Source organism: Moorena producens PAL-8-15-08-1 (genome assembly GCF_001767235.1).
In the GTDB taxonomy this organism is placed as follows: domain Bacteria; phylum Cyanobacteriota; class Cyanobacteriia; order Cyanobacteriales; family Coleofasciculaceae; genus Moorena; species Moorena producens_A.
Window position 1 is genome coordinate 7,757,349 of record NZ_CP017599.1, and the last position, 19,411, is coordinate 7,776,759.

Annotated in this window: 13 protein-coding genes; 7 read left to right on the forward strand and 6 right to left on the reverse strand. The window is 42.7% G+C overall.

Annotation, left to right across the window (positions count from 1 at the left end; genetic code table 11):
• The first annotated feature begins 222 nt into the window (after nucleotides 1-222).
• Nucleotides 223-1,878 (forward strand): glycosyltransferase family 39 protein, encoded by a 1,656-nt coding sequence (locus BJP34_RS28450; RefSeq protein ID WP_070395245.1) that lies wholly within the window; start codon nucleotides 223-225, stop codon nucleotides 1,876-1,878.
• 68 nt (nucleotides 1,879-1,946) lie between these two features.
• Here the strand turns inward: BJP34_RS28450 and BJP34_RS28455 are convergent, their stop codons facing one another.
• Nucleotides 1,947-3,557 (reverse strand): glycosyltransferase family 39 protein, encoded by a 1,611-nt coding sequence (locus tag BJP34_RS28455; protein WP_070395246.1) that lies wholly within the window; start codon nucleotides 3,555-3,557, stop codon nucleotides 1,947-1,949.
• Between the two features lie 438 nt (nucleotides 3,558-3,995).
• Between BJP34_RS28455 and BJP34_RS28460 the strand changes: the two genes are divergently transcribed.
• On the forward strand, nucleotides 3,996-4,331 hold the full coding sequence (locus BJP34_RS28460) for a DUF4870 domain-containing protein (RefSeq protein WP_070395247.1): 336 nt from the start codon (nucleotides 3,996-3,998) through the stop codon (nucleotides 4,329-4,331).
• A gap of 95 nt (nucleotides 4,332-4,426) precedes the next feature.
• Entirely contained in the window at nucleotides 4,427-6,427 is a 2,001-nt protein-coding gene (locus BJP34_RS28465) for an FAD-dependent oxidoreductase (protein WP_070395248.1), read from the forward strand.
• Between the two features lie 626 nt (nucleotides 6,428-7,053).
• On the opposite strand, the gene tatC is transcribed toward BJP34_RS28465, so the two are convergent.
• On the reverse strand, nucleotides 7,054-7,836 hold the full coding sequence (tatC, locus tag BJP34_RS28470) for a twin-arginine translocase subunit TatC (protein WP_070395249.1): 783 nt from the start codon (nucleotides 7,834-7,836) through the stop codon (nucleotides 7,054-7,056).
• A 91-nt stretch (nucleotides 7,837-7,927) separates the two neighbouring features.
• Nucleotides 7,928-9,517 carry a glycoside hydrolase family 57 protein gene (locus BJP34_RS28475; RefSeq protein ID WP_070395250.1) on the reverse strand — a complete coding sequence of 530 codons (1,590 nt, stop codon included), beginning with the start codon at nucleotides 9,515-9,517 and terminating at the stop codon, nucleotides 7,928-7,930.
• 245 nt (nucleotides 9,518-9,762) lie between these two features.
• Between BJP34_RS28475 and BJP34_RS28480 the strand changes: the two genes are divergently transcribed.
• Nucleotides 9,763-10,962 carry a histidine kinase gene (locus BJP34_RS28480; RefSeq protein WP_070395251.1) on the forward strand — a complete coding sequence of 400 codons (1,200 nt, stop codon included), beginning with the start codon at nucleotides 9,763-9,765 and terminating at the stop codon, nucleotides 10,960-10,962.
• 208 nt (nucleotides 10,963-11,170) lie between these two features.
• Here BJP34_RS28480 and mutY read toward each other — a convergent pair whose 3' ends face one another.
• From mutY to BJP34_RS28495, 3 genes are all read right to left on the reverse strand, one after another.
• A complete protein-coding gene (gene mutY / locus BJP34_RS28485; RefSeq protein WP_070395252.1) occupies nucleotides 11,171-12,298 on the reverse strand; it encodes an A/G-specific adenine glycosylase in 1,128 nt (375 codons plus the stop codon).
• Between the two features lie 47 nt (nucleotides 12,299-12,345).
• Nucleotides 12,346-12,693, reverse strand: a complete 348-nt coding sequence (locus BJP34_RS28490) for a DUF760 domain-containing protein (RefSeq protein WP_070395253.1) — start codon at nucleotides 12,691-12,693, stop codon at nucleotides 12,346-12,348.
• Between the two features lie 246 nt (nucleotides 12,694-12,939).
• Complete coding sequence (locus tag BJP34_RS28495) at nucleotides 12,940-13,899, reverse strand: RNA polymerase sigma factor, RpoD/SigA family (protein WP_070395254.1); 960 nt, start codon at nucleotides 13,897-13,899, stop codon at nucleotides 12,940-12,942.
• 159 nt (nucleotides 13,900-14,058) lie between these two features.
• On the opposite strand from BJP34_RS28495, the gene BJP34_RS28500 reads away from it, so the two are divergent.
• The 3 genes from BJP34_RS28500 to BJP34_RS28510 all read left to right on the forward strand — a co-directional run bounded on the left by BJP34_RS28500 (nucleotide 14,059) and on the right by BJP34_RS28510 (nucleotide 19,405).
• The gene (locus BJP34_RS28500) at nucleotides 14,059-14,697 is read left to right on the forward strand and encodes a histidine phosphatase family protein (protein WP_070395255.1); all 639 of its coding nucleotides are present in this window, start codon (nucleotides 14,059-14,061) and stop codon (nucleotides 14,695-14,697) included.
• A gap of 725 nt (nucleotides 14,698-15,422) precedes the next feature.
• Entirely contained in the window at nucleotides 15,423-17,666 is a 2,244-nt protein-coding gene (locus BJP34_RS28505) for an ATP-binding protein (protein ID WP_229424066.1), read from the forward strand.
• A complete protein-coding gene (locus BJP34_RS28510) occupies nucleotides 17,666-19,405 on the forward strand; it encodes an EAL domain-containing protein (protein WP_083305391.1) in 1,740 nt (579 codons plus the stop codon). Before BJP34_RS28505 ends, BJP34_RS28510 begins: the two co-directional genes overlap by 1 nt.
• Nucleotides 19,406-19,411 lie beyond the last annotated feature (6 nt).

A 19,411-nucleotide genomic window follows, 5' to 3' on the forward strand; every position in this document is an offset into this window, starting at 1 on the left:
GTTTTTTGTGTTTGGGTAGATACACTTAAAATAAATGGAATAATGGGGTGACGGTTATCGGTAATTTTCTAGATTAAGTATTATTAGCAGTGAAATATTATCCTTAACAGTAATCATGAAACGGTCAATAAAAAGCGATCAAGTACAATATCCAAATTAAACGAAGACGAATAAATTACCTTTGTACTTTCCTGTATACTTTTCCGTGTACTTTTTTGTGTGATGGAAACCAAACGATTACAGCTAGGGAAATTACCTCAACCTCCCTTGCGACTATTATGCATTACCCTACTGCTCTTAGGTATAGTCTTTCGCTTAGCCAATCTCGACAGCAAAGTGTATTGGGGGGATGAAACTTTCAGCTCCTCTAGAATTGCTGGCTATTCAGCGGAAGAAATTATCGGGGATATCTACACTGGTGAAGTCATTAGCGCTACAGAATTACAAAAATACCAGACCCCTAATTCTGACCGTAGCCTCACCAATACCTTACGAATTATAGGGGAAGAAGCGCCACAACACCCGCCAGTTTACTATATTCTAGCCCGATTCTGGGAACAATGGCTTGGTAATTCTCTAGCACTCAAGCGCACTTTACCTGCTTTGATTAGCTTGCTGGGATTACCCTGCCTGTACTGGTTGTGCTTAGAACTATTTGGAGCATCATTGACCCCATGGCTTGCCGTGTCGCTATTCGCTGTTTCACCGATCCATATTTTGTATGCCCAGGAAGTTCGGGAATATAGTCTGTGGACTGTGAGTATCTTGCTATCGAGTGCTTCCCTGTTACGAGCGATGCGAGTCAACAGTAGGGTGAGTTGGTGCATTTATGCCCTTTCTGTAGCACTAGCCTTCTACTCTCATTTATTTTCAGCACCCATTATTTTAGCTCACGGCATTTATGTCCTGATCATCGCAGGTTGGCAAGGGCGTAAACGGGTAATTGCTTACATCTCAGCGGTCACAGCAGCACTCCTGATATTTTCACCTTGGTTAGCTGTTTTCTTGGAAAACGAACCTAGAGCTAGCAAGGAATGGGGATGGGTCATTAAAGAATTACCACCCCTGGATCTGGGTCGATATTGGCTGAAGAATCTACTCTACGGCTTTTTTGATGTACCCCTAGGCAAGGAGTACCCGTTTGACCTAACCTTTAGCTACACCCAGCCGAGAACTTACCTAGTCCTACCAATTGTGGGGCTAGTGATTTATGGACTATATTTTCTCTGTCGCTATACTCCAAAACAGGTTTGGCTATTTGTTTTGCTCCTGATGGGATTTACTAGTCTACCCCTAGTGCTACCAGATGTGATTTCAGGAGGCATGCGCTCAACGATTGCTCGATATCAACTCCCAACTTACATCGGGATTCAACTGACTATTTCCTATTTACTCTCCACCAAACTAACTAAGTTTTCGATTGGTATTTGGCAAAAACGTTTATGGCGATTGACAACAGTTCTATTGCTCTCTTGTGGTGTGATATCTGGTGTGCTGATTGTCCAAGCTGAAACTTGGTGGACGAAGTACAGTGATTACTATAATGCAGACGTTGCGAATATTATTAATCAGTCTCCTGCTCCCCTTGTACTCAGCGATAGTACTCACAATCGAATTCTATCCCTGAGCCATAAGCTTGACTCGAAGGTTCAATTACAACTGATCAAAAAAATCAAAAATGTTTCAGAAATACCTGAAGAAAAATTACCAAAACTATCAGGTGAATTTAGGGATGTTTTTGTGTTGGAAAATATTCCATCACCATCCTTGCTACGCCCTAGTATGGAAAAACATCGTAACTATAAATTTAACCTGATATACGAAGGAAATATTGGCTTTAAAAAACGAAAAGTTCTGTTGTGGAAAAAAAATGATTAGATTGATTAGTCATTAGTCATGAGTGATTGGTCATTGGTGAAGTGGGTTTGACCTTTTGACTTTTGGTTTCACCGCACTAGCACTAGCTTCCAGAGATGCTTGCGTTTATGAGCTGGTTTAACGTCATAGGGTGACTCCTCTTCAAATTTTTGTCGCAGTTTTGGAGAAGGTCTATATAAGAAGACGTCACTGAAACTGGAAAAAACTTTAGGAGAATCCTTAGTATCGATTAACTGTAATGTTGCCTTTGGGTCAAGTAAATAACTGAGAGACACTAATCGCATGATATCACTACTAATTACCAAGGGACGATTCGCTTCATTAATAATATGAGCTTCCTCAGGGGTGTAATAGTTACTGTATTTATGCCACCACGTTTCTGCTTGAGAACTAATGGCACAAGACAGCACACCTCCTGAAATAACTGTAATAGCAACTAATCGCCATAGTTGTTGTTGTTTTATTGTCTTACCATTAAGGGGGTTAATTTTTTTAGCAAGGAGGTAAGCAACAGCAAGTTGTATACCCAAGTAACAAGGAATGAAATAGCGAGCCATGCTGGAACGCTGTCCTCCTAAAATTAAATCCTGAGCAATGGGAAACATCCCAACAACGGCGATCATGGTCAAGATAAATAACCAAACCCTCTGCTGACTATGACGAAATATAAAATAAATAGAATAGCCTACGATAATTAAAATAAGGATATCGAAATAAATCAGTAAATGGTCGTAGCTAAACTTTAGGTCTCGACCTGATCGCACATCAAATAAGGGATTGTTATAGCCAATCTGGATATCGAAAAACACAGAACTCAGATTGATAAGCCAGCGGGTGATAAGTTTACCGAGTGGAGTCTCTTTATCCGCCCAATCCCCCAATTCAATACCGTTTTCAATTACCAATCTTAACCAAGGTAAAAAGGCTATAATCCCGAAAAGGGAAGCTAATCCATACCTAACGAGTTGTTTACTCAAACGAAATTTTTCTATACAAAAAACATAGATACCATGTCCAATAAAAACTAATCCAGAAAGCAAATAGCTGTAGAGATTTAGAGAAACTGTTATGCCATAGATTACCCAACTCATCAGTGTGCTAAGACGCATCGCCCTCAGCAACGCTATGCTGGAAAGCAAAGTGGTCAATGTCCACAAGCTATATTGTCGAGCTTCCTGGGCATACAACACATGGAATGGAGAGACACACAGCAATGCGATCGCAATCCATCCCGTTAGGGGAGACTCGAACAACTCCAAACAAAGCCAATAAATGCACGGCAAAGTCAAGAGACTAATCAAGGCTGGTAAACTTCTCATCACCGTTACGGAATAACCGAACAACTTTGCCCAAAAGTGAGCCATGACAAAATATAACGGTGAATGTTGTGGTTCATGTAAGGCTAATCCTTGGATCGTGTCACCTACATCTTTGTTATCATTAGGACGCTGATACTGCTGTAAATCTTTAACATTAATTTGACGACCATCAATTTCTTGGATAATTTCTGCTTTGGTATAGCCAGAAATTCGCAAGGATGTATAGGCTTCATCAATCCAATAGACTTTTTTGTCAATATTGACTAATCGAAAACCTATCCCCAGGAGTAAGATAATAAGAATTAAATACTTAGACCATTGACCAGATGTAGGTCGATTAAATTTTAGATGATTTCCCATGACTTATTGGGGTGGGGGTTATTAATTGGTGGCCTTTGAGCAGAGGTTAAGGATTGGATAAGCGTTGGGAAAATTAAGTTAGCCGTTTCAGGTAACACCAAATGGTAAAGCTTACCCCTCACGAGCAGTATGGCAAGACCAACTCCATTGCCAGCACTTTCAAAATCTTAGTCAAATCATTTTCATTTAAGGCTTAAACTGAGAATTTAGGCAACGGAGCAGTGAAAGCAATTCCAAAGGCTGGATATCACGACTGGTAGTTCTGCCTTAGTTAGAAAGATTATCAGCCAACGACACCGGCTTCGCCATCGTATTTATCAGTCATTTACATATATTTACATAAATTCGTTCTGTTCAATGAATTCTAGCAACTTACCTGTATTATGGAAGAGACAATCCATAAAGGTAACCCTGGGGAAGCATGGGAGGATTTATTGGATGAATGACATCGATCAACGAAAGCTTTTATCAGTGTTATGTCATGGCTCAATATTTTTGAATTTTTTGGTGGTTCCTATTGCCATCCCGATAGTCATTTTTTTGCTCACCGAAGACTCAGTAGTCAAAGAAAATGCCAAAGAAGCTCTAAATTTTCACATTTGCCTTTATATATATTGGGTGATTTGTTTGATACTGGCTGTGGTGATTATTGGGATTCCGCTGCTATTTATATTAGGGCTTGTAAGTCTAATTATGCCCATAATTGCCTTAGTGAAGGTGCTGGAAAATCCTAATCAGCCCTATCGCTACCCGTATATTTTTCGGGTGCTTTGACGTGCCATGGCATAATTGATACAACGTTTGGGAGATGACAGTATTGATAAGTTAGGGTAATTTATCATCGAAGATTTTACTGACTATCCCGAATTATGAAGCGATCGCTTGTCCGTATTTCCCTATTCATATCATTACTAGGGTTTACTCCATCTCCTGGTATAGCAGCTCCCCCTAGAACTCCAGACCAAACCGAAACCTGTGAAATCTTAGTGATTGGAGGTGGATTAGCTGGTGCGGCGGCTGCCTATGAAGGCTTATTGGCAGGGCAAACAGTGTGCTTGACTGAGATTACTGACTGGGTAGGGGGACAAATTTCTGCCCAGGGAACCTCTGCTCTGGATGAACGACCCACTCAGCGATCGCGTTTATTCTATCCTAAGGGCTATCTAGAATTACGCGATCGCATCAAACGCTACTACCGTCAACTCAATCCTGGGGACTGCTGGGTAAGTGAATCCTGTTTTCTACCCCGTGATGCTCACCAAATCCTGTTTAATATTTTACGAAAGGCGGCCAAACGGGGAAAAGGGAGATTAAAATGGTTTCCCTCTACTGTAGTTAAAGAACTAGAGATTAGCGCTGATGGCAAAACCATTGACAGTGTGATTGCTATTCAACACAAAAGAGCTGCTGATGCTCCTGCCCTGAACACCTTTCCCCTATCTCAAACCATTGAAGATTGGTATAGCTACGAGAATTCCTCCCGCTTTGAGAAAAGGATTGTGCGCATTGTCCCCCAACAGAGCCAAGAAAATAGTTCTAATTGGTATATTATCGACGCAACAGAAACTGGTGAAATTATTGCCCTAGCTGACGTTCCCTACCAGTTGGGGATTGACTCCCGCTCCTACCTAAACCCTTCTGCATCTAGTGCTACTGACGACCCCTATTGCACCCAAGGCTTTACCTACACCTTTGCCATGGAGCAAACCAAGGAGGCTCAAACCCAAGAAATGCCCTCCTTTTACCCGCAATACCAACCCTACTACAGCTATGAATTACAGCGCCTAGCCGACTTTGAAGGAGTATTCACCTATCGGCGAATTTGGAGTTCTAAGCGGGGTAAACGGATCCGATGGGGGGTTACTGCTCCCACTCCGGGAGACATTTCTATGCAAAACTGGACATGGGGTAATGATTATCGTCCTGGCACTTCACAAGATAATCTAGTGTACACCCGTCGCCAATTACGAACCACTGGTCAACTGGCTCCCGGTGGCTGGATGGGAGGCTTGCGCACGGAAAGTCTACGGAAAGGAGAAGAAAACGCTCTCGGTTATTACTATTGGCTAGTGGCAGGAACTACCGACTCCCAGCTTGGGGATGGGGTAAAAGAGCCTCATCCCAATCACCGCTATCTAACGGGGTTAGATTCTCCGATGGGGACCATGCATGGGTTGTCTAAATATCCCTATATACGGGAAGGGAGGCGGATTATTGGACGCCCTTCCTTTGGCTATCCTCAAGGCTTTACGATATCAGAAGTGGATATTTCCCGCCGTGACTACCAGGATGACTATTATCGGCAGACCCTCTCACCAGATGAATATCGCCGCTTGTGGGCAGTACTGGCTGGATTAGAAGCCCCCTCTGTGATTCAAGGTAAAATCCAGCCAGATCAAGTCAGTCAACGCAGTCGCTCTACTATCTATCCTGATTCTGTGGGTATTGGTCACTATGCCATCGACTTTCATCCTTGTATGACCCTAAGTCCAGCAGAAACCCCAGGAAACACTGAGCGTCAAGGAGAACGGCGGGGAGCAGGTCAAGCTTATCCATTCCAAATTCCCCTGCGAGCAATCATTCCTCAGAAAATTGACAACCTCTTAGTAGCAGGTAAAAGTATTGCTACCAGTCACATTGCCGCTGCTGCTTATCGGGTGCATTCCTTTGAATGGTCATCCGGTGCTGCTGCTGGTACAACCGCTGCTTTTTCCTTAGAAACTGGGATAGCACCTTACCAGCTGATACAAGAACCCCTCCTGCAACAAACCGAACTCCAAGCTCTACGCCAGCAGTTGGAAAAAAACGGTAATCCCACCGCTTTCCCAGACACGTCCATCTTTAATCAGAATTGGGACGATTGGCGGTGAACTGAGACAGTTAACTAATAGTAAAGCTTAGTAAAGCTCTGTAAGAGGCTACGTCTTTACATACATTGATAATGGCTCTTCAATAGATATTATGCTAAATAACCGTCCAAATCTATTATCGCCTTACTCGATAATGATTTGACTTTATCAACAGTTTTGTAACTGTTAAAGTAATTCCCAGTAAAGCTTTGAGCATAAGGGAAATTAAAATTAGCATCAACTTGTAACAAAGAGCATTTATTATCTGTTTATCAATAGTAATAAGTCATGGTTGTGCCATGACTTATTACTATGATAAATTAGCGACAATAATGCTAAAGATAGTTAGTTAGTAATTGGTCATTGGTAATTAGACTACTATTCCCTATTCCCTATTCCCACAAGGTATTTGTAGCCAACATTCAATTACCTTCAGGTTTAGATCTTGATCCTAATCAGTATTGTGAACTCTTTTAGCATGCTGATTCAGTTGAGCTGTGGTAGTGATAAAATCAGCCAATTAGTTGGTAATTAAAGATCGCTGACAATTGACGGGGATGCAGCAAATGCTAACCGTGGTATTAGACAGATTCGATTTAGAAGCGCGATGGTAGTTTTGATAGCGCGTTGATTAACCCGACTTAATATTATTTCCCGACCAACTTCACCATTCCAATCCCACCAAAATATAAACCAAGTACAGCACCCCCCAGTAAACTTTGAGTCAGAGGATCTGTCGAAGGAGTCAGCACTGCTCCCAAGATAGCTGCTCCTAGGACAACTGTGCGCCAACCAGAAAGCATTTGCTTGGAAGAAACAATTCCCAAAAACCCCAGTAACATTTGAATAACTGGGATTTGAAATGCCAAGCCAGTACTAAACATCAACAGTAAGACAAATTCAAAATACTTATCAATTGACCACAACTGCTCTACTACATCTGCTCCGTAACTGATAAAGAAATTCAGAGCGGCAGGAATTAGAGCAATGTAGGCAAATACCAAGCCTAGGAAAAACAGAACCGTTGAGCCTAAAACCACAGGTCCGATGAAGCGTCGCTCCCGGCGAGTCAACCCTGGTAAAACAAATAGAAGGATTTGGTAAAGAATAAAAGGACTAGCCACCAGTAAGCCACTATAGCCAGCCACTTTCAAGGACACAAAAAAGTATTCCCCTGGAGCCAGTTGCAGAAACTTGACCCCCCTAGCTGGAATTTCCAGCAACTGGACAATCGGCTTAACTGCCACAAAGCAGCCAGCCATGGACAAGAATACAGCAATCAGCGAGTAAAAAATCCGCTTTCGCAACTCCTCTAAATGGTCGAACAGAGACATCTCGACATCATTAGGTACCTCGTCGAGATAGGTCTCAGGGTCTTTGAGAGTATCCAAACTTTCCTGGGGAGCAGTATCTAACTCAGAAGGCGTCATGGATTTTGATTGGCTTAGGGAACGTTCTCTATTGTATCTTCTTGTATCTTATGTATCTGCTTGTATCTTCTAACGATTGTGTGGGGAGATTTCAAACACGACGATAGACGCGATAGTTAATATTGGGAAAGATATTGTCAATTTCCTCGACCTTCTCCAGCCAGCCTGCATCAATCTTGCCCAGCTTGATATCATCGTAAAGCTTATTAAACCGCATCAAATGCGATCGCGTTCGTCTAACTGCATAAGGGACCATTGTCTCGGTGCGCATAATAAATGCCCAGTCTGACGATTGCGCTAGTAGTAATTCTCGCGCTGCTTGATTTAATGCCTTCCACTCCAACTCATCTGTAGCTTCCAACGTTGACAGCTCAATCATCCGTTCTGTGGCTTTGTGCAGATGAGGGTAAATCCAGGTATTGGTTTCATTGAGCCAGTATTCATGAAACCCCTGATACCCCCAGCTAGATTGAGAAGGCTTACAGACTTGTTGGATCGGATGATTCCGCAAATAATCTGCTAAATGAGTCATTTCATAGGTGTTCTGGTCATACCACGACTTACGGAGCAAGACATCCAGAAACCAAGGACCCTCGTACCACCAGTGACCAAATAACTCTGCGTCATAGGGAGACACCACAATTGGAGAACGCTCTATCATTGCTGCTAGATGTTTAACCTGCTGCTGGCGATTAAACATGAAATTTCCAGCATGTTCCGCAGCTTTGTCTTTTGCCCAATACGGATCATACAGTTGCTTGTCCCCTAATCCTGTACCACGGTCTGTAATTTTGTGATACTTGATACCCGTATTCTTCCGCTGTCCATGGGGCATAATATAAGGTTTAATGTAATCATAATCTGCTTCCCAGCCTAAATCCTTGTAAAATTCCCGATATACTGGATCCCCTGGATACCCGACTTCCGAAGACCACACCTGCTGGGATGACTCATGGTCACGACCAAAGGCAGCAACTCCTGTCTCAGTATAAATGGGGGCATAGGTACCAAACCGTGGTCGGGGACGAGCGTACAGAATACCATGACTATCCATCAGAAAATAGCGCAAACCAGCATCTGCTAGCATCTCCTCCATCCCTTCGTAGTAAGCGCATTCCGGTAACCAGATGCCCTTGGGGCGACAGCCAAAGTTTTGCTCATAATGTTCACAAGCCACCCGAATTTGAGCCCAAACTGCTTGGGGATACATCTTCATCAGAGGAAAATAGCCATGGGTAGCACCGCAGGTGATAATTTCCAGGTTATTACTGTCTAAAAATTTTTTAAATGCCTTGACTAAATCCCTTTCATAGTGTAACCATGTTTGGCGAATGGCGCTGAACTCTTGAACATAATGTTGGGCTAGGTAACGGATATGACCATTATGCTGATTATGCTCAACCTCCTTGTTGGCTAGTTCTTCGAGCAGTGACAGATGGCGCTCATAACGTTCTTGTAGTAGTGGATCCTGTAGCATCGACACCAAAGGTGGTGTCATACTCATGGTTATTTTGAAGTCAATCCCATCCCGCTTTAATCCCTCAAAAACATGTAGTAGGGGAATATAGGTTTCAGTAATGGCTTCAAATAGCCACTCTTCTTCTAGAACATAATCACTTTCTGGATGCCTAACAAACGGTAAATGGGCGTGAAGGACAAGAGCAAGGTAGCCAATAGCCATGATCAAGTAGCAGCCGTGGGTAGATTGTTAAAGGAGAATTGACGCAATCCGCGATAATGTTACATTATTTTAAGATTTTAGTCTCAAATAGACAGGGATTGTGCCAGAAAAGGGCTGGTTAGTAACGAGACTATAAAATAATAAAATAGACATTAAATTGTAAGGAAGCACACATCACCAACAAAAAATAACAAATCTTAGTCTTATTCCAGCCTTATTGGTTAAGAGTGCTAACACCAAATTGCATGCAGGCAGCTACACAAACACACACGAACTCCCCAACCTTTCTACAACTGCTGCTGTTTGTCGATGAACGTCCCGGTTCCCGTAAACAGCTCCAGTCTATCCACCATTATCTGGAAACTCTTAAGACAGAGTATCCCTTTGAACTAAAGGTTGTGGATGTTGGGGAACAACCCTATCTAGCTGAACACTTTAAGCTAGTAGCAACCCCAGCACTGATTAAGATTAATCCGAAACCCAAACAAACCCTTGCAGGTAGTAATCTAGTTGCCCAGCTGAAGAGCTGGTGGCCCCGCTGGCAACGCTCTCTAGAAGAAAACCAAACCCAACTTACCCAAGGATTGCCTTTACAACCAACTGTTCGCTCATCTAACTCCTCGGCTGACACATTACCAGAGGCAGCTGGTTCCCTAGCTTGTGCCTTGGAACTGATTCGACTATCCGACGAAGTCTTTCGCCTGAAGAAAGATAGAGAAGAATTGCTTGAGCAGCTGCAATTTAAAGACCAAGTCATATCGATGTTAGCTCACGACTTGCGTAGTCCTTTGACAGCAGTATCCATTGCCTTGGAAACCCTACAGCTAGAGCAACCAGTCGCCCAGAATGGTAGAAAACGTGGGCTGACGCCACAGCTAAAGGAACGGCTGTTTGAGCAAGCTCGTAATCAATTGCGCACTATCAACCGGATGGTGGTGGATCTGCTGCAAGCTAGGAAGGGAAGTAATGCTGAATTCAACATCCGACCTCATAAACTGAATTTGGGCAGACTTTGCCAAGATGTTCTAGTTCAGATGCACGAACAGTTTCAGCTCAAGGCTCAGGTTCTGCAAACCGACATCCCACAAGACTTGCCTCCTGTCTACGGCGATGAAGAATTGGTGCGTCAGGTGCTAATTAACCTGCTGGATAATGCCATTAAATATACTCCCAAAGGGGGGAAAATTGCTGTGTCTAGCATCCACCGTACTACCCAGAAAGTTCAAGTCAGCGTTTGCGATGATGGTCCTGGTATACCACAAGAAAATCGCGATCGCATTTTTGAAGACCACTTCCGCCTTAAACGAGACGAAGCTATAGAAGGCTATGGGTTGGGCTTAGCCCTATGTCAAAAGATTATCCGTGCCCACTATGGTCGCATTTGGGTTGATTCACCTATCAAGGGTGGCAGCTGTTTTCACTTCACCTTACCGATTTATCGATAGGAAATGGGGTTGAAGGTAAAAGGTTTAAGGTTGAAAGCGCTTTATCAGTTGAATCGATCAGGTAATCGCGCTTTACTGCATCTAATAATTATCAGAAGCGAGCTAAGCTACTATCAGTAAGCTACTATCAGGGATTCAGTCTCAGAGTTCCAAAAGTTAAATGCGAGAAAACTTAGCTTACACTTTAGCCACAACTAGCAGTGACACTTCATACTTCATCGTTTCTCCCCTCTTGAGAGCGCAAAGCCGCAATAATCTGAGTATTTGCTTTGGGGAAGGGAAACTGATCTACTTCATCTAAGGTGACCCAGCGAATCTCATCACATTCAATAGGTTCCGGAACACCACTGAGATGGCGACAGTGGTGTACACTTAGCACAACACGAAAGTGGCTGTAGGCGTGATTGATTGTGATCAGGTGTTCCCCAACCTCAATCTCAATGCCCAATTCTTCCTGAATTTCTCGTTTAATACATTCCGGGACAGTTTCACCAAGCTCAATTTTGCCACCAGGAAACTCCCAAAGACCACCCAATAAGCCTTTTGCAGGTCGGCGGTCGATTAGAATTTGTCCCTGGTCGTTCCAGATTACAGCAACACCGATATTTTTTGTGGGTAGGGGAGAAGATGGTTCACGCATAGGTATTTCAGATTGAATACCATGATTGTAAGCCTGACAGTAAGATTTCCAGGGACAATCAGGGCAATTGGGAGTTTTCCGAGTACAGATAGTTGCTCCCAAATCCATTATTGCTTGGTTAAACTCTCGAGGATGTTGATGATCCAGTAACGCTTCTGATAGCTTCCATAATTGTTGAGTGGCTTTGGCAGGTGGTATCGGCAATGCTACCAATCGTGCTATTACTCGTTTAACATTACCATCGAGAATAGGCACTGGCTGATTGAAGGCAGCGCTGAGAATACCACCTGCTGTTGTTCTACCAATCCCTGATAATGCTAAGACCTGGCTCAGCTTTTGGGGAAAAACGCCACCATGACACTGCATAATTGTTTTAGCGCAGGCGTGCAAGTTGCGAGCACGGGAGTAATATCCCAAACCCTCCCAAGCTTTGAGGACTTGCTGTAAGTCAGCAGATGCCAGATGTTCGAGGGTGGGAAATTGCTCCATCCAGCGGTGATAGTAGGGAATGACCGTTTTGACCTGGGTCTGCTGTAGCATAATTTCAGATACCCAGATGCTATAGGGTTCCCAACTTCGTCGCCACGGTAAATCTCGACCAGCTCTGGTATACCAGCCCAAGAGTGATCTTCTTTGTTCTTCAATAATAGAAACCGACAGACTCAGGTTATGATCTGCCGATATTCGATTGGGCATTTTCTCCCTTAAATCTATAGATTCAGCCCTTTTAAGCCAAGGTTTGACTAATCTTCCTCCAGAGATTGAGATTCAGCTATTTGCAAAGACTTGTCAAAAACCATACGTTGTTCAGCGTTCCTAAGGAAATAGCCGCTAACCATGGCTGAAGCCAAAAGGCGACCTAGATTCTCACGGCTAGTACTGATAGTTACGCCAAAGTCTTGGGAAGGCAAGTTTCCCAACATTCCCATAATATTGTTTTCCATCACCTGATAGACTTCCGAAGACGTTGGTCTAGACAGCTGGGTAATGGTTTCTGGACTCATTGATTGAACATACTGCCAAAGTAAATTATTGTCAGAATCTTTATCAAAGAACTCAGGAACATGATTGGAATTGGATGCGTTATTCACCGTTTTACCTCCTAGCGATGGCTAATTCCGGTTTTTATACTAGAGTCGGCAGCCAATGATGATGTTTATCTGTTTAGCTCTACTGCTTCGTATTTGTAATTACTTTAACAGGCAAGTGACCATGGCAAAGTAGGTGGAACCGAACCATCTAGGATCTGATTTTCTCACCTATTGGTCATTAGTCATTGGTGATTGTAGCTAATGACTAATGACTAATGACTAATGACTAAACCGACTCAGAAAAAATTAACTAGCTGGGATATATTCCCGCATATCCCCTTGACGCTTACGAAGTTTAGCGATCGCTTCTCGTTCGATTTGTCGCACTCGTTCACGGCTGATGTTGAGGTGTTGACCAATTTTGGCTAATGTCATTGGTTCTTCCTCTGCCAAGCCATAACGAAGTCTCAACACCTGCCTCTGCTGCGGTGTCAAATCATCCATGAATTTCTCTAAGTCTAGCTGCATTAACGATTGAGTCACAAAGTCTTCTGGTCCAGGACCGGTGTCTTCGAGCAACTCAACCAATTCTGTATCTTTGTTATCCCCCACTCGCAACTCCAAAGATAGGGGTTGACGTGCTTGCTCGAAGTACTCCCGCAATTGATCAGGTGTGAGGTTCAACTCAATTGCCAATTCTGAGATAGTAGCTGTTCGTCCCAGCTTTTGGGAAAGTTGGCGCTGGGCTTTTTTGATTTTGTTTAACTTCTCGGTAATATGAATAGGAAGGCGAATCGTGCGCCCTTTTTCTGCGATCGCACGAGTAATTGCCTGCCTTATCCACCAGTAGGCGTAGGTAGAAAAACGATAGCCTTTGGTAGGGTCAAATTTTTCTACACCCCGCTGCAAGCCGATGGTTCCCTCTTGAATCAAGTCCAGCAACTCAAGATTACGCTTAATGTATTTCTTTGCCACTGCCACCACCAATCGCAAATTGGCTTCCACCATCTTGCGTTTAGCGGATTCACCAACAGCGATGCTAGACTTTAACTGAGAATCCGTTAGGCAAGATGCTGTTGCCCACTCAGAAAACGTAGGTTCACGACCCAGCTGTTGGACAAGGGACTCTTTGACTTCCTTTAAGGTTGTTAACTGCTTAACCTTTTTCCCGTAAAAAATTTCCTGCTCATGGGTCAGTAATGGTACACGACCGATTTCCTTTAAATAGGTACGAACTAAATCTGTAGAGTCCTGAGCGGTTTTCATTGGATTCGATGGCGTTATCAGTGAGATTTAAATTAAGAAAATTAAAGCAAACCATGCTGGTTTTCCAAACCAGATGATAAGCTTTGTGGGATTTGAGTTAAATTATTTTAATAAATTTAACATAACTTAACTAAATTCCCGAAGAGGGTGTAAGGTAAGATGACCCAAACAGTTTGGATTGCCAGACACGGAAACCGCCTTGACTTTGTTAACCCCGAATGGTTCAACATGGCAGAGCGACCCTATGATCCACCGCTTTCAGTAGATGGGGAACTGCAAGCAGCGCAACTGGGTCAACGCCTTGTAGGAAAAGGAATTAGGCATATATTCGCCTCACCGTTTTTACGAACTGTCCAAACGGCTAACCAAGTCGCAGAAATTCTGGATTTACCTATTAAGCTAGAGTTGGGTTTAAGTGAATGGCTCAATCCTGAGTGGATGGCAACTGAACCAGAAAGACTGCCTAATGAAGTATTGCACAAGCAGTTTCAGCGAATTGACACCAGTTATACTTCCTGTGTAATCCCTGAATATCCAGAAACAAGTGTTGCTTTACTCAAACGAACAGGTGAAACGGCACAACGTATCACCGCTCAATTTTCAGAAGATTTACTACTGGTTGGTCACGGACCATCAGTAGTTGGAACCACTCAGGGACTAGTGGGTGCCACACAAGACATTAAAGCATCCTTGTGCTGTTTAGTTAAACTAGTGCGCCAAGAAAAACAGTGGGTGATGGAACTTAATGGAGATACCTCTCACCTGAGTCAGACAGAAGATGTCATCCGGTTTAATTGAAGGGTATAAGCTTCAATAGTATACGAAGGTTTTTTTGTCAAAAGTCTACAGCCATAGTCTCCTTTGACTCATCATCTCACACTTCCTTTCGCCCAAGGGGCGACAGTGGCGCGAACGGGTAAGACCTAGAGCTAATCTGGCTGAGAAACGCGCTTTGACCCATAACCAATCACCAAAGACCAATAATACACTAACTGTTCGTAAATTTACAGGTTTCAAGATAGACAAACTAGCTAAGACACCGTAGTTTCCACGAGGGCTAGAAATTAAGACTGTGCAACAATTTAGGCATCTAGTGGTGGTGTAGTATCTTACCATCACCTAAGGTTGGGCGGCGAGTGTTGCCCCTATTTTCTTGGTATGGGCATGAATCGACGCCTTGCAATGGTCAGTGGTCAATGGTCAGCTTGCTAGCATGTAATTAGCACTTAGCCCATAACTAAAAGCTAGTGGCTGCGCGCGCAACTGACAATGTCTTGATGCAAAGCGCGAGTGGGGGAAACCACGGCAGTCGCTCATGGGGGAGACCCCCTTTGGCGGCGCTGCCTCCCCAAGACCGCGCTGCATCGCTGGACAACTGACCTCAAATCCCCCGAATTGATTGGTGGGGATGGGCTGAAAATTATGGTACAGCGTTGAGTTGATGGCTGAATCTATGTCCAGTCTAGGCTAGACAGTTCCGCTCTTAGCTAATTTTATTGGTTATGTTACCTGAGCATGCACCCATGGAATCGAGCACTGGACATCAAAGAGTGGACTATTACCTCTTGAAAGTCCAAGCGGAAATGATTAACCAGATTGCCCAGGTTACAAGGAGGACGTTAGTCCTCAATGAATTGCTACCTACCATAGCTAATCAATTACGTCAAATCTTGCAAGTGAGTGGCTGTTTAATGTTTCCCACTCACGACCCTCCAGCTATGGCAACTCATCAAGTTAGCTTTCCCATTACCCAATCACTGCACAGTACAGCCGAGCCATGTCTGATCGAGGTATTTCGCCACCTATTTGAGACTTATCACTCCTGGCTAGCTCAGGGCAAACCGTTGATTATTCCTGAATCGGAGGGAAAACTCCCACCAGAACTGAAGGAGTTAACCTATCCATGTGACATCCGTGCCATCATGATGGTGCCACTGCTGCATGGGCAGTCTTGTCTGGGTAGTATGACCTTGTATCAGTGCGATCACGAACGAGAATGGACAGTCCAAGAAATTGCCTTCATCCAAGGGATCGCCGATCATTTTGCCATTGCTCTAACCCACCAAGAACTTGAGCAACTCTATCAAAAACAAAGCCAAGAACTTAAACAAAAAGAGTCTGCACTAAAAGTAAGCGAGGCTAGAAACCGAGCCCTCTTAGAGGCTATACCAGATGTAATCTTTCGTGTCAATCGGGATGGCTTCTACTTGGATTGGAAAGCGGCCATTGAAAACCCTGTGCTGTTTCTCAGCAATAACTGTATTGGGAAACATTTACATAACTGTTTACCCACTGAGGTAGCAGGATTAATTTGGGAGCATGTGGAAATAGCCCTAGAAAGTGATGAGATGCAAGTTATTGAGTCCCCAGTCAGACAAGATGGTAAACTCCGCTACTTTGAGGCTCGTATTGTTAAAAGTGGGTTAGATGAAGTTGCTGTTATTGTCCAGGATATCACTGAGCGTATTGAAGCACGACTCACCCTAGCACAAGTCAATGATGCTTTGGAAGTCAGAGTTCAACAACGTACTGCTGCTCTGAGGAAAGCGAACCAAGCACTCAAGGGGGAAATTATTGAGCGCCAGAAGGCAGAAGAGCAGTTGCGGCAGAGTGAAGAGCGGTTTCGTAATGTCGTAGAAATTAGTAGTAATTGGATGTGGGAGATGGATGAAAATGCTGTCTATACCTACGCTAGTCCCAAAGTCTGGGACTTACTCGGTTATGAACCATCAGAAGTAGTTGGCAAAACTCCCTTTGACTTAATGTCACAGGAAGAGGCAAAACGTGTGATGGAAATTTTGGCTTCCTTTACCGTTTTAAAACACCCCTTTAGTAACTTGGAAAATACTAGAATTCACAAAAATAGTCAGTCAGTAGTTCTGGAAACCAGTGGTGTACCAATTTTTGATCGTCTTGGCAAGTTTTGTGGTTATCGAGGGGTTGATAGAGATATCACTAAACGGAAACAAACAGAATTAGAAATTATCAATGCACTGGCTAAAGAAAAACAACTTGGGGAGCTAAAATCTCGGTTTATCACCATGACATCTCACGAATTTCGTACCCCTCTAACAACGATTTTTTCATCAGCAGAGTTACTGGAACATTACGGTAATAAATGGTCAGACTGTAAAAAAAACAATCACCTAAATCGCATTCAAAAAATGGTTAAACATATGACCAGACTTTTGAATGATATATTGCTGATTGGTAATGTAGAATCTGGTAAAATAGAGTTAAATTTAAACCCGATAGACTTAGCAAAATTTTGCACAGATTTAATTAATGAAATTCAGCTTTATGATCGAAATAATCACATAATAAATTTTATTTATAACTTAGAAAAGTTTGGGTATAAATTAGGAAGTAATCATGAAAAAAATAATGCGGCTAGTTCGTTATCATCCACCCGACTGTATATGGATGAAAAATTGCTTAGGCAAATTTTGGAGAATTTGCTGAGTAATGCACTGAAGTATTCTCCCAATGGTAGCACGGTTGAGCTTCAACTCACTTGCTCTGCCAATCAGGCTATCTTTAAAATCAGCGATCAAGGTATTGGTATTCCTGAAGAAGACCAAGGACTACTATTTGAGACCTTTCATCGAGGTACAAATGTCGGGACAATTACTGGGACTGGCTTAGGATTGACAATTGTCAAAAAGTGTCTCGATATCTACCAAGGTCAAATTGATATAGAAAGTGAAGTAACTGTCGGTACAACGTTTACTGTAACCCTGCCAATATATTACTTGTTATCAAATTAATGATGAGAAAAATATTAGTGATTGAAGATGAAGAGTTTGTCCGGGAAAACATTATAGAACTCCTGGACGCTGAAGGGTTTGATGTCATTGGAGCAGAAAATGGTCGTGTTGGTGTTAATTTAGCTAAAGGAACTATCCCAGATTTAATTATCTGTGATGTCATGATGCCGGAAATGGACGGTTACAGTGTCTTAACATCCCTGCGTCAAGACTCAATGATGGCAACAGTTCCTTTTATTTTTTTAACAGCAAAGGCTGCTAAAAATGATTTTCGTCAGGGTATGGAACTAGGGGCAGATGACTATATTACCAAACCCTTTACTAGAGCAGAACTTCTAGGGTCAATTTCTAGTAGACTCAAAAAAAAAGCTGCTGTTCATAAGCATTACAATACTGAACTTCAGGAAGCTAAAAATAAACTCAATTACTTGATCCACCATGACAGCTTGACCAACCTACCTAATCGGCTGTCTTTGCGAGAACGGTTTAAGCAAGTAAAACAACACATCGACGATAATAAAAAACTGGTTACCTTTCTATCTTTGGGTTTAGATCGGTTTAATCAAGTTAACAATAATCTAGGTCATTTTTGGGGAGATTATTTACTAAAATTTGTTGCTCAACGCCTCGCTAACTGTGTGGAAAATCAGGATACAGTTGCTCGTTTAAATGGCGATCAATTTGCCGTTATTATAGCCACAGCTCAACACAAACAAGATGTCATTAATGTTGTCCAAAGCATTCTTGACAGCCTTTCTCAAACTATCGTTCTGGATGATCAAGAAGTTTTTATCACCGCCAGTATTGGTATTGCCATTTATCCCCGTGATGGTGAAGACGTTGAACAATTACTTAATCATGCCAACCAGGGGATGCTTCAGGCAAAGCGTCAGGGGGGTGATCAATATCAGTTTTACACCAGTGCCTTGAATGTCAATTCTTCAAATCATCTTACCTTGCAGAGTAGCTTACGCTATGCTTTGGAACGGGAAGAATTCCAGGTTTACTATCAACCCCAAATTAGTCTCGAGACAGGAAAAATTGTTGGTGCTGAAGCTCTATTACGTTGGCATCATCCAGAACTCGGTTTAGTTCCCCCAGCAAAATTTATTCCGATCGCCGAAGAAACGGGTCTGATTATATCCATTGGAGAATGGGTATTACAGCAGGCTTGTCAGCAAGCTAAAGTCTGGCAAAATGATGGATTTACCTCTTTCCGTATAGCAGTAAATTTATCAGGTCGTCAATTTAATAAACCAGATTTTTACGATAATTTAGTCAAGATTTTGCAGTCAACTGAGTTAACCTATCGAACTCTAGAATTAGAACTAACTGAAAGTATACTAGTAAAAAACACTGAGACGGCTATTCGTCAGTTAAATGAGTTTAAAAACCTAGGCTTAGAAATTGCAATTGATGATTTTGGTACCGGATATTCTTCATTAAGCTATTTACAACAATTCCCCTTTGATGTTCTTAAAATTGATCAGTGCTTTGTCCGTAATATTGTGCATAAGCCTAACCAGGCTGCTATTACTAAAGCAATTATACAAATGGCAAAAAGTTTAAATCTACAACTGATTGCTGAAGGAGTAGAAACTCAAGAAGAATTGGCTTTTATTTATTCTCATAAATGTGATCGAGTTCAGGGTCATTTGATTAGTAGGGCTTTACCAGCGCCGGAATTTAAACGTTTACTCAATAGCGGTATTGGTTTCCCACTACCTCAAGTCAATTAGATTAGT

What these genes read in the sequence shown, in the direction of transcription:
- BJP34_RS28450 (WP_070395245.1), top strand. Translation starts at nt 223, where the DNA reads ATGGAAACCAAACGATTACAGCTAGGGAAATTACCTCAACCTCCCTTG.
- BJP34_RS28455 (WP_070395246.1), bottom strand. Translation starts at nt 3,557, where the DNA reads ATGGGAAATCATCTAAAATTTAATCGACCTACATCTGGTCAATGGTCT.
- BJP34_RS28460 (WP_070395247.1), top strand. Translation starts at nt 3,996, where the DNA reads ATGAATGACATCGATCAACGAAAGCTTTTATCAGTGTTATGTCATGGC.
- BJP34_RS28465 (WP_070395248.1), top strand. Translation starts at nt 4,427, where the DNA reads ATGAAGCGATCGCTTGTCCGTATTTCCCTATTCATATCATTACTAGGG.
- tatC (WP_070395249.1), bottom strand. Translation starts at nt 7,836, where the DNA reads ATGACGCCTTCTGAGTTAGATACTGCTCCCCAGGAAAGTTTGGATACT.
- BJP34_RS28475 (WP_070395250.1), bottom strand. Translation starts at nt 9,517, where the DNA reads ATGGCTATTGGCTACCTTGCTCTTGTCCTTCACGCCCATTTACCGTTT.
- BJP34_RS28480 (WP_070395251.1), top strand. Translation starts at nt 9,763, where the DNA reads ATGCAGGCAGCTACACAAACACACACGAACTCCCCAACCTTTCTACAA.
- mutY (WP_070395252.1), bottom strand. Translation starts at nt 12,298, where the DNA reads ATGCCCAATCGAATATCGGCAGATCATAACCTGAGTCTGTCGGTTTCT.
- BJP34_RS28495 (WP_070395254.1), bottom strand. Translation starts at nt 13,899, where the DNA reads ATGAAAACCGCTCAGGACTCTACAGATTTAGTTCGTACCTATTTAAAG.
- BJP34_RS28500 (WP_070395255.1), top strand. Translation starts at nt 14,059, where the DNA reads ATGACCCAAACAGTTTGGATTGCCAGACACGGAAACCGCCTTGACTTT.
- BJP34_RS28505 (WP_229424066.1), top strand. Translation starts at nt 15,423, where the DNA reads ATGGAATCGAGCACTGGACATCAAAGAGTGGACTATTACCTCTTGAAA.
- BJP34_RS28510 (WP_083305391.1), top strand. Translation starts at nt 17,666, where the DNA reads ATGATGAGAAAAATATTAGTGATTGAAGATGAAGAGTTTGTCCGGGAA.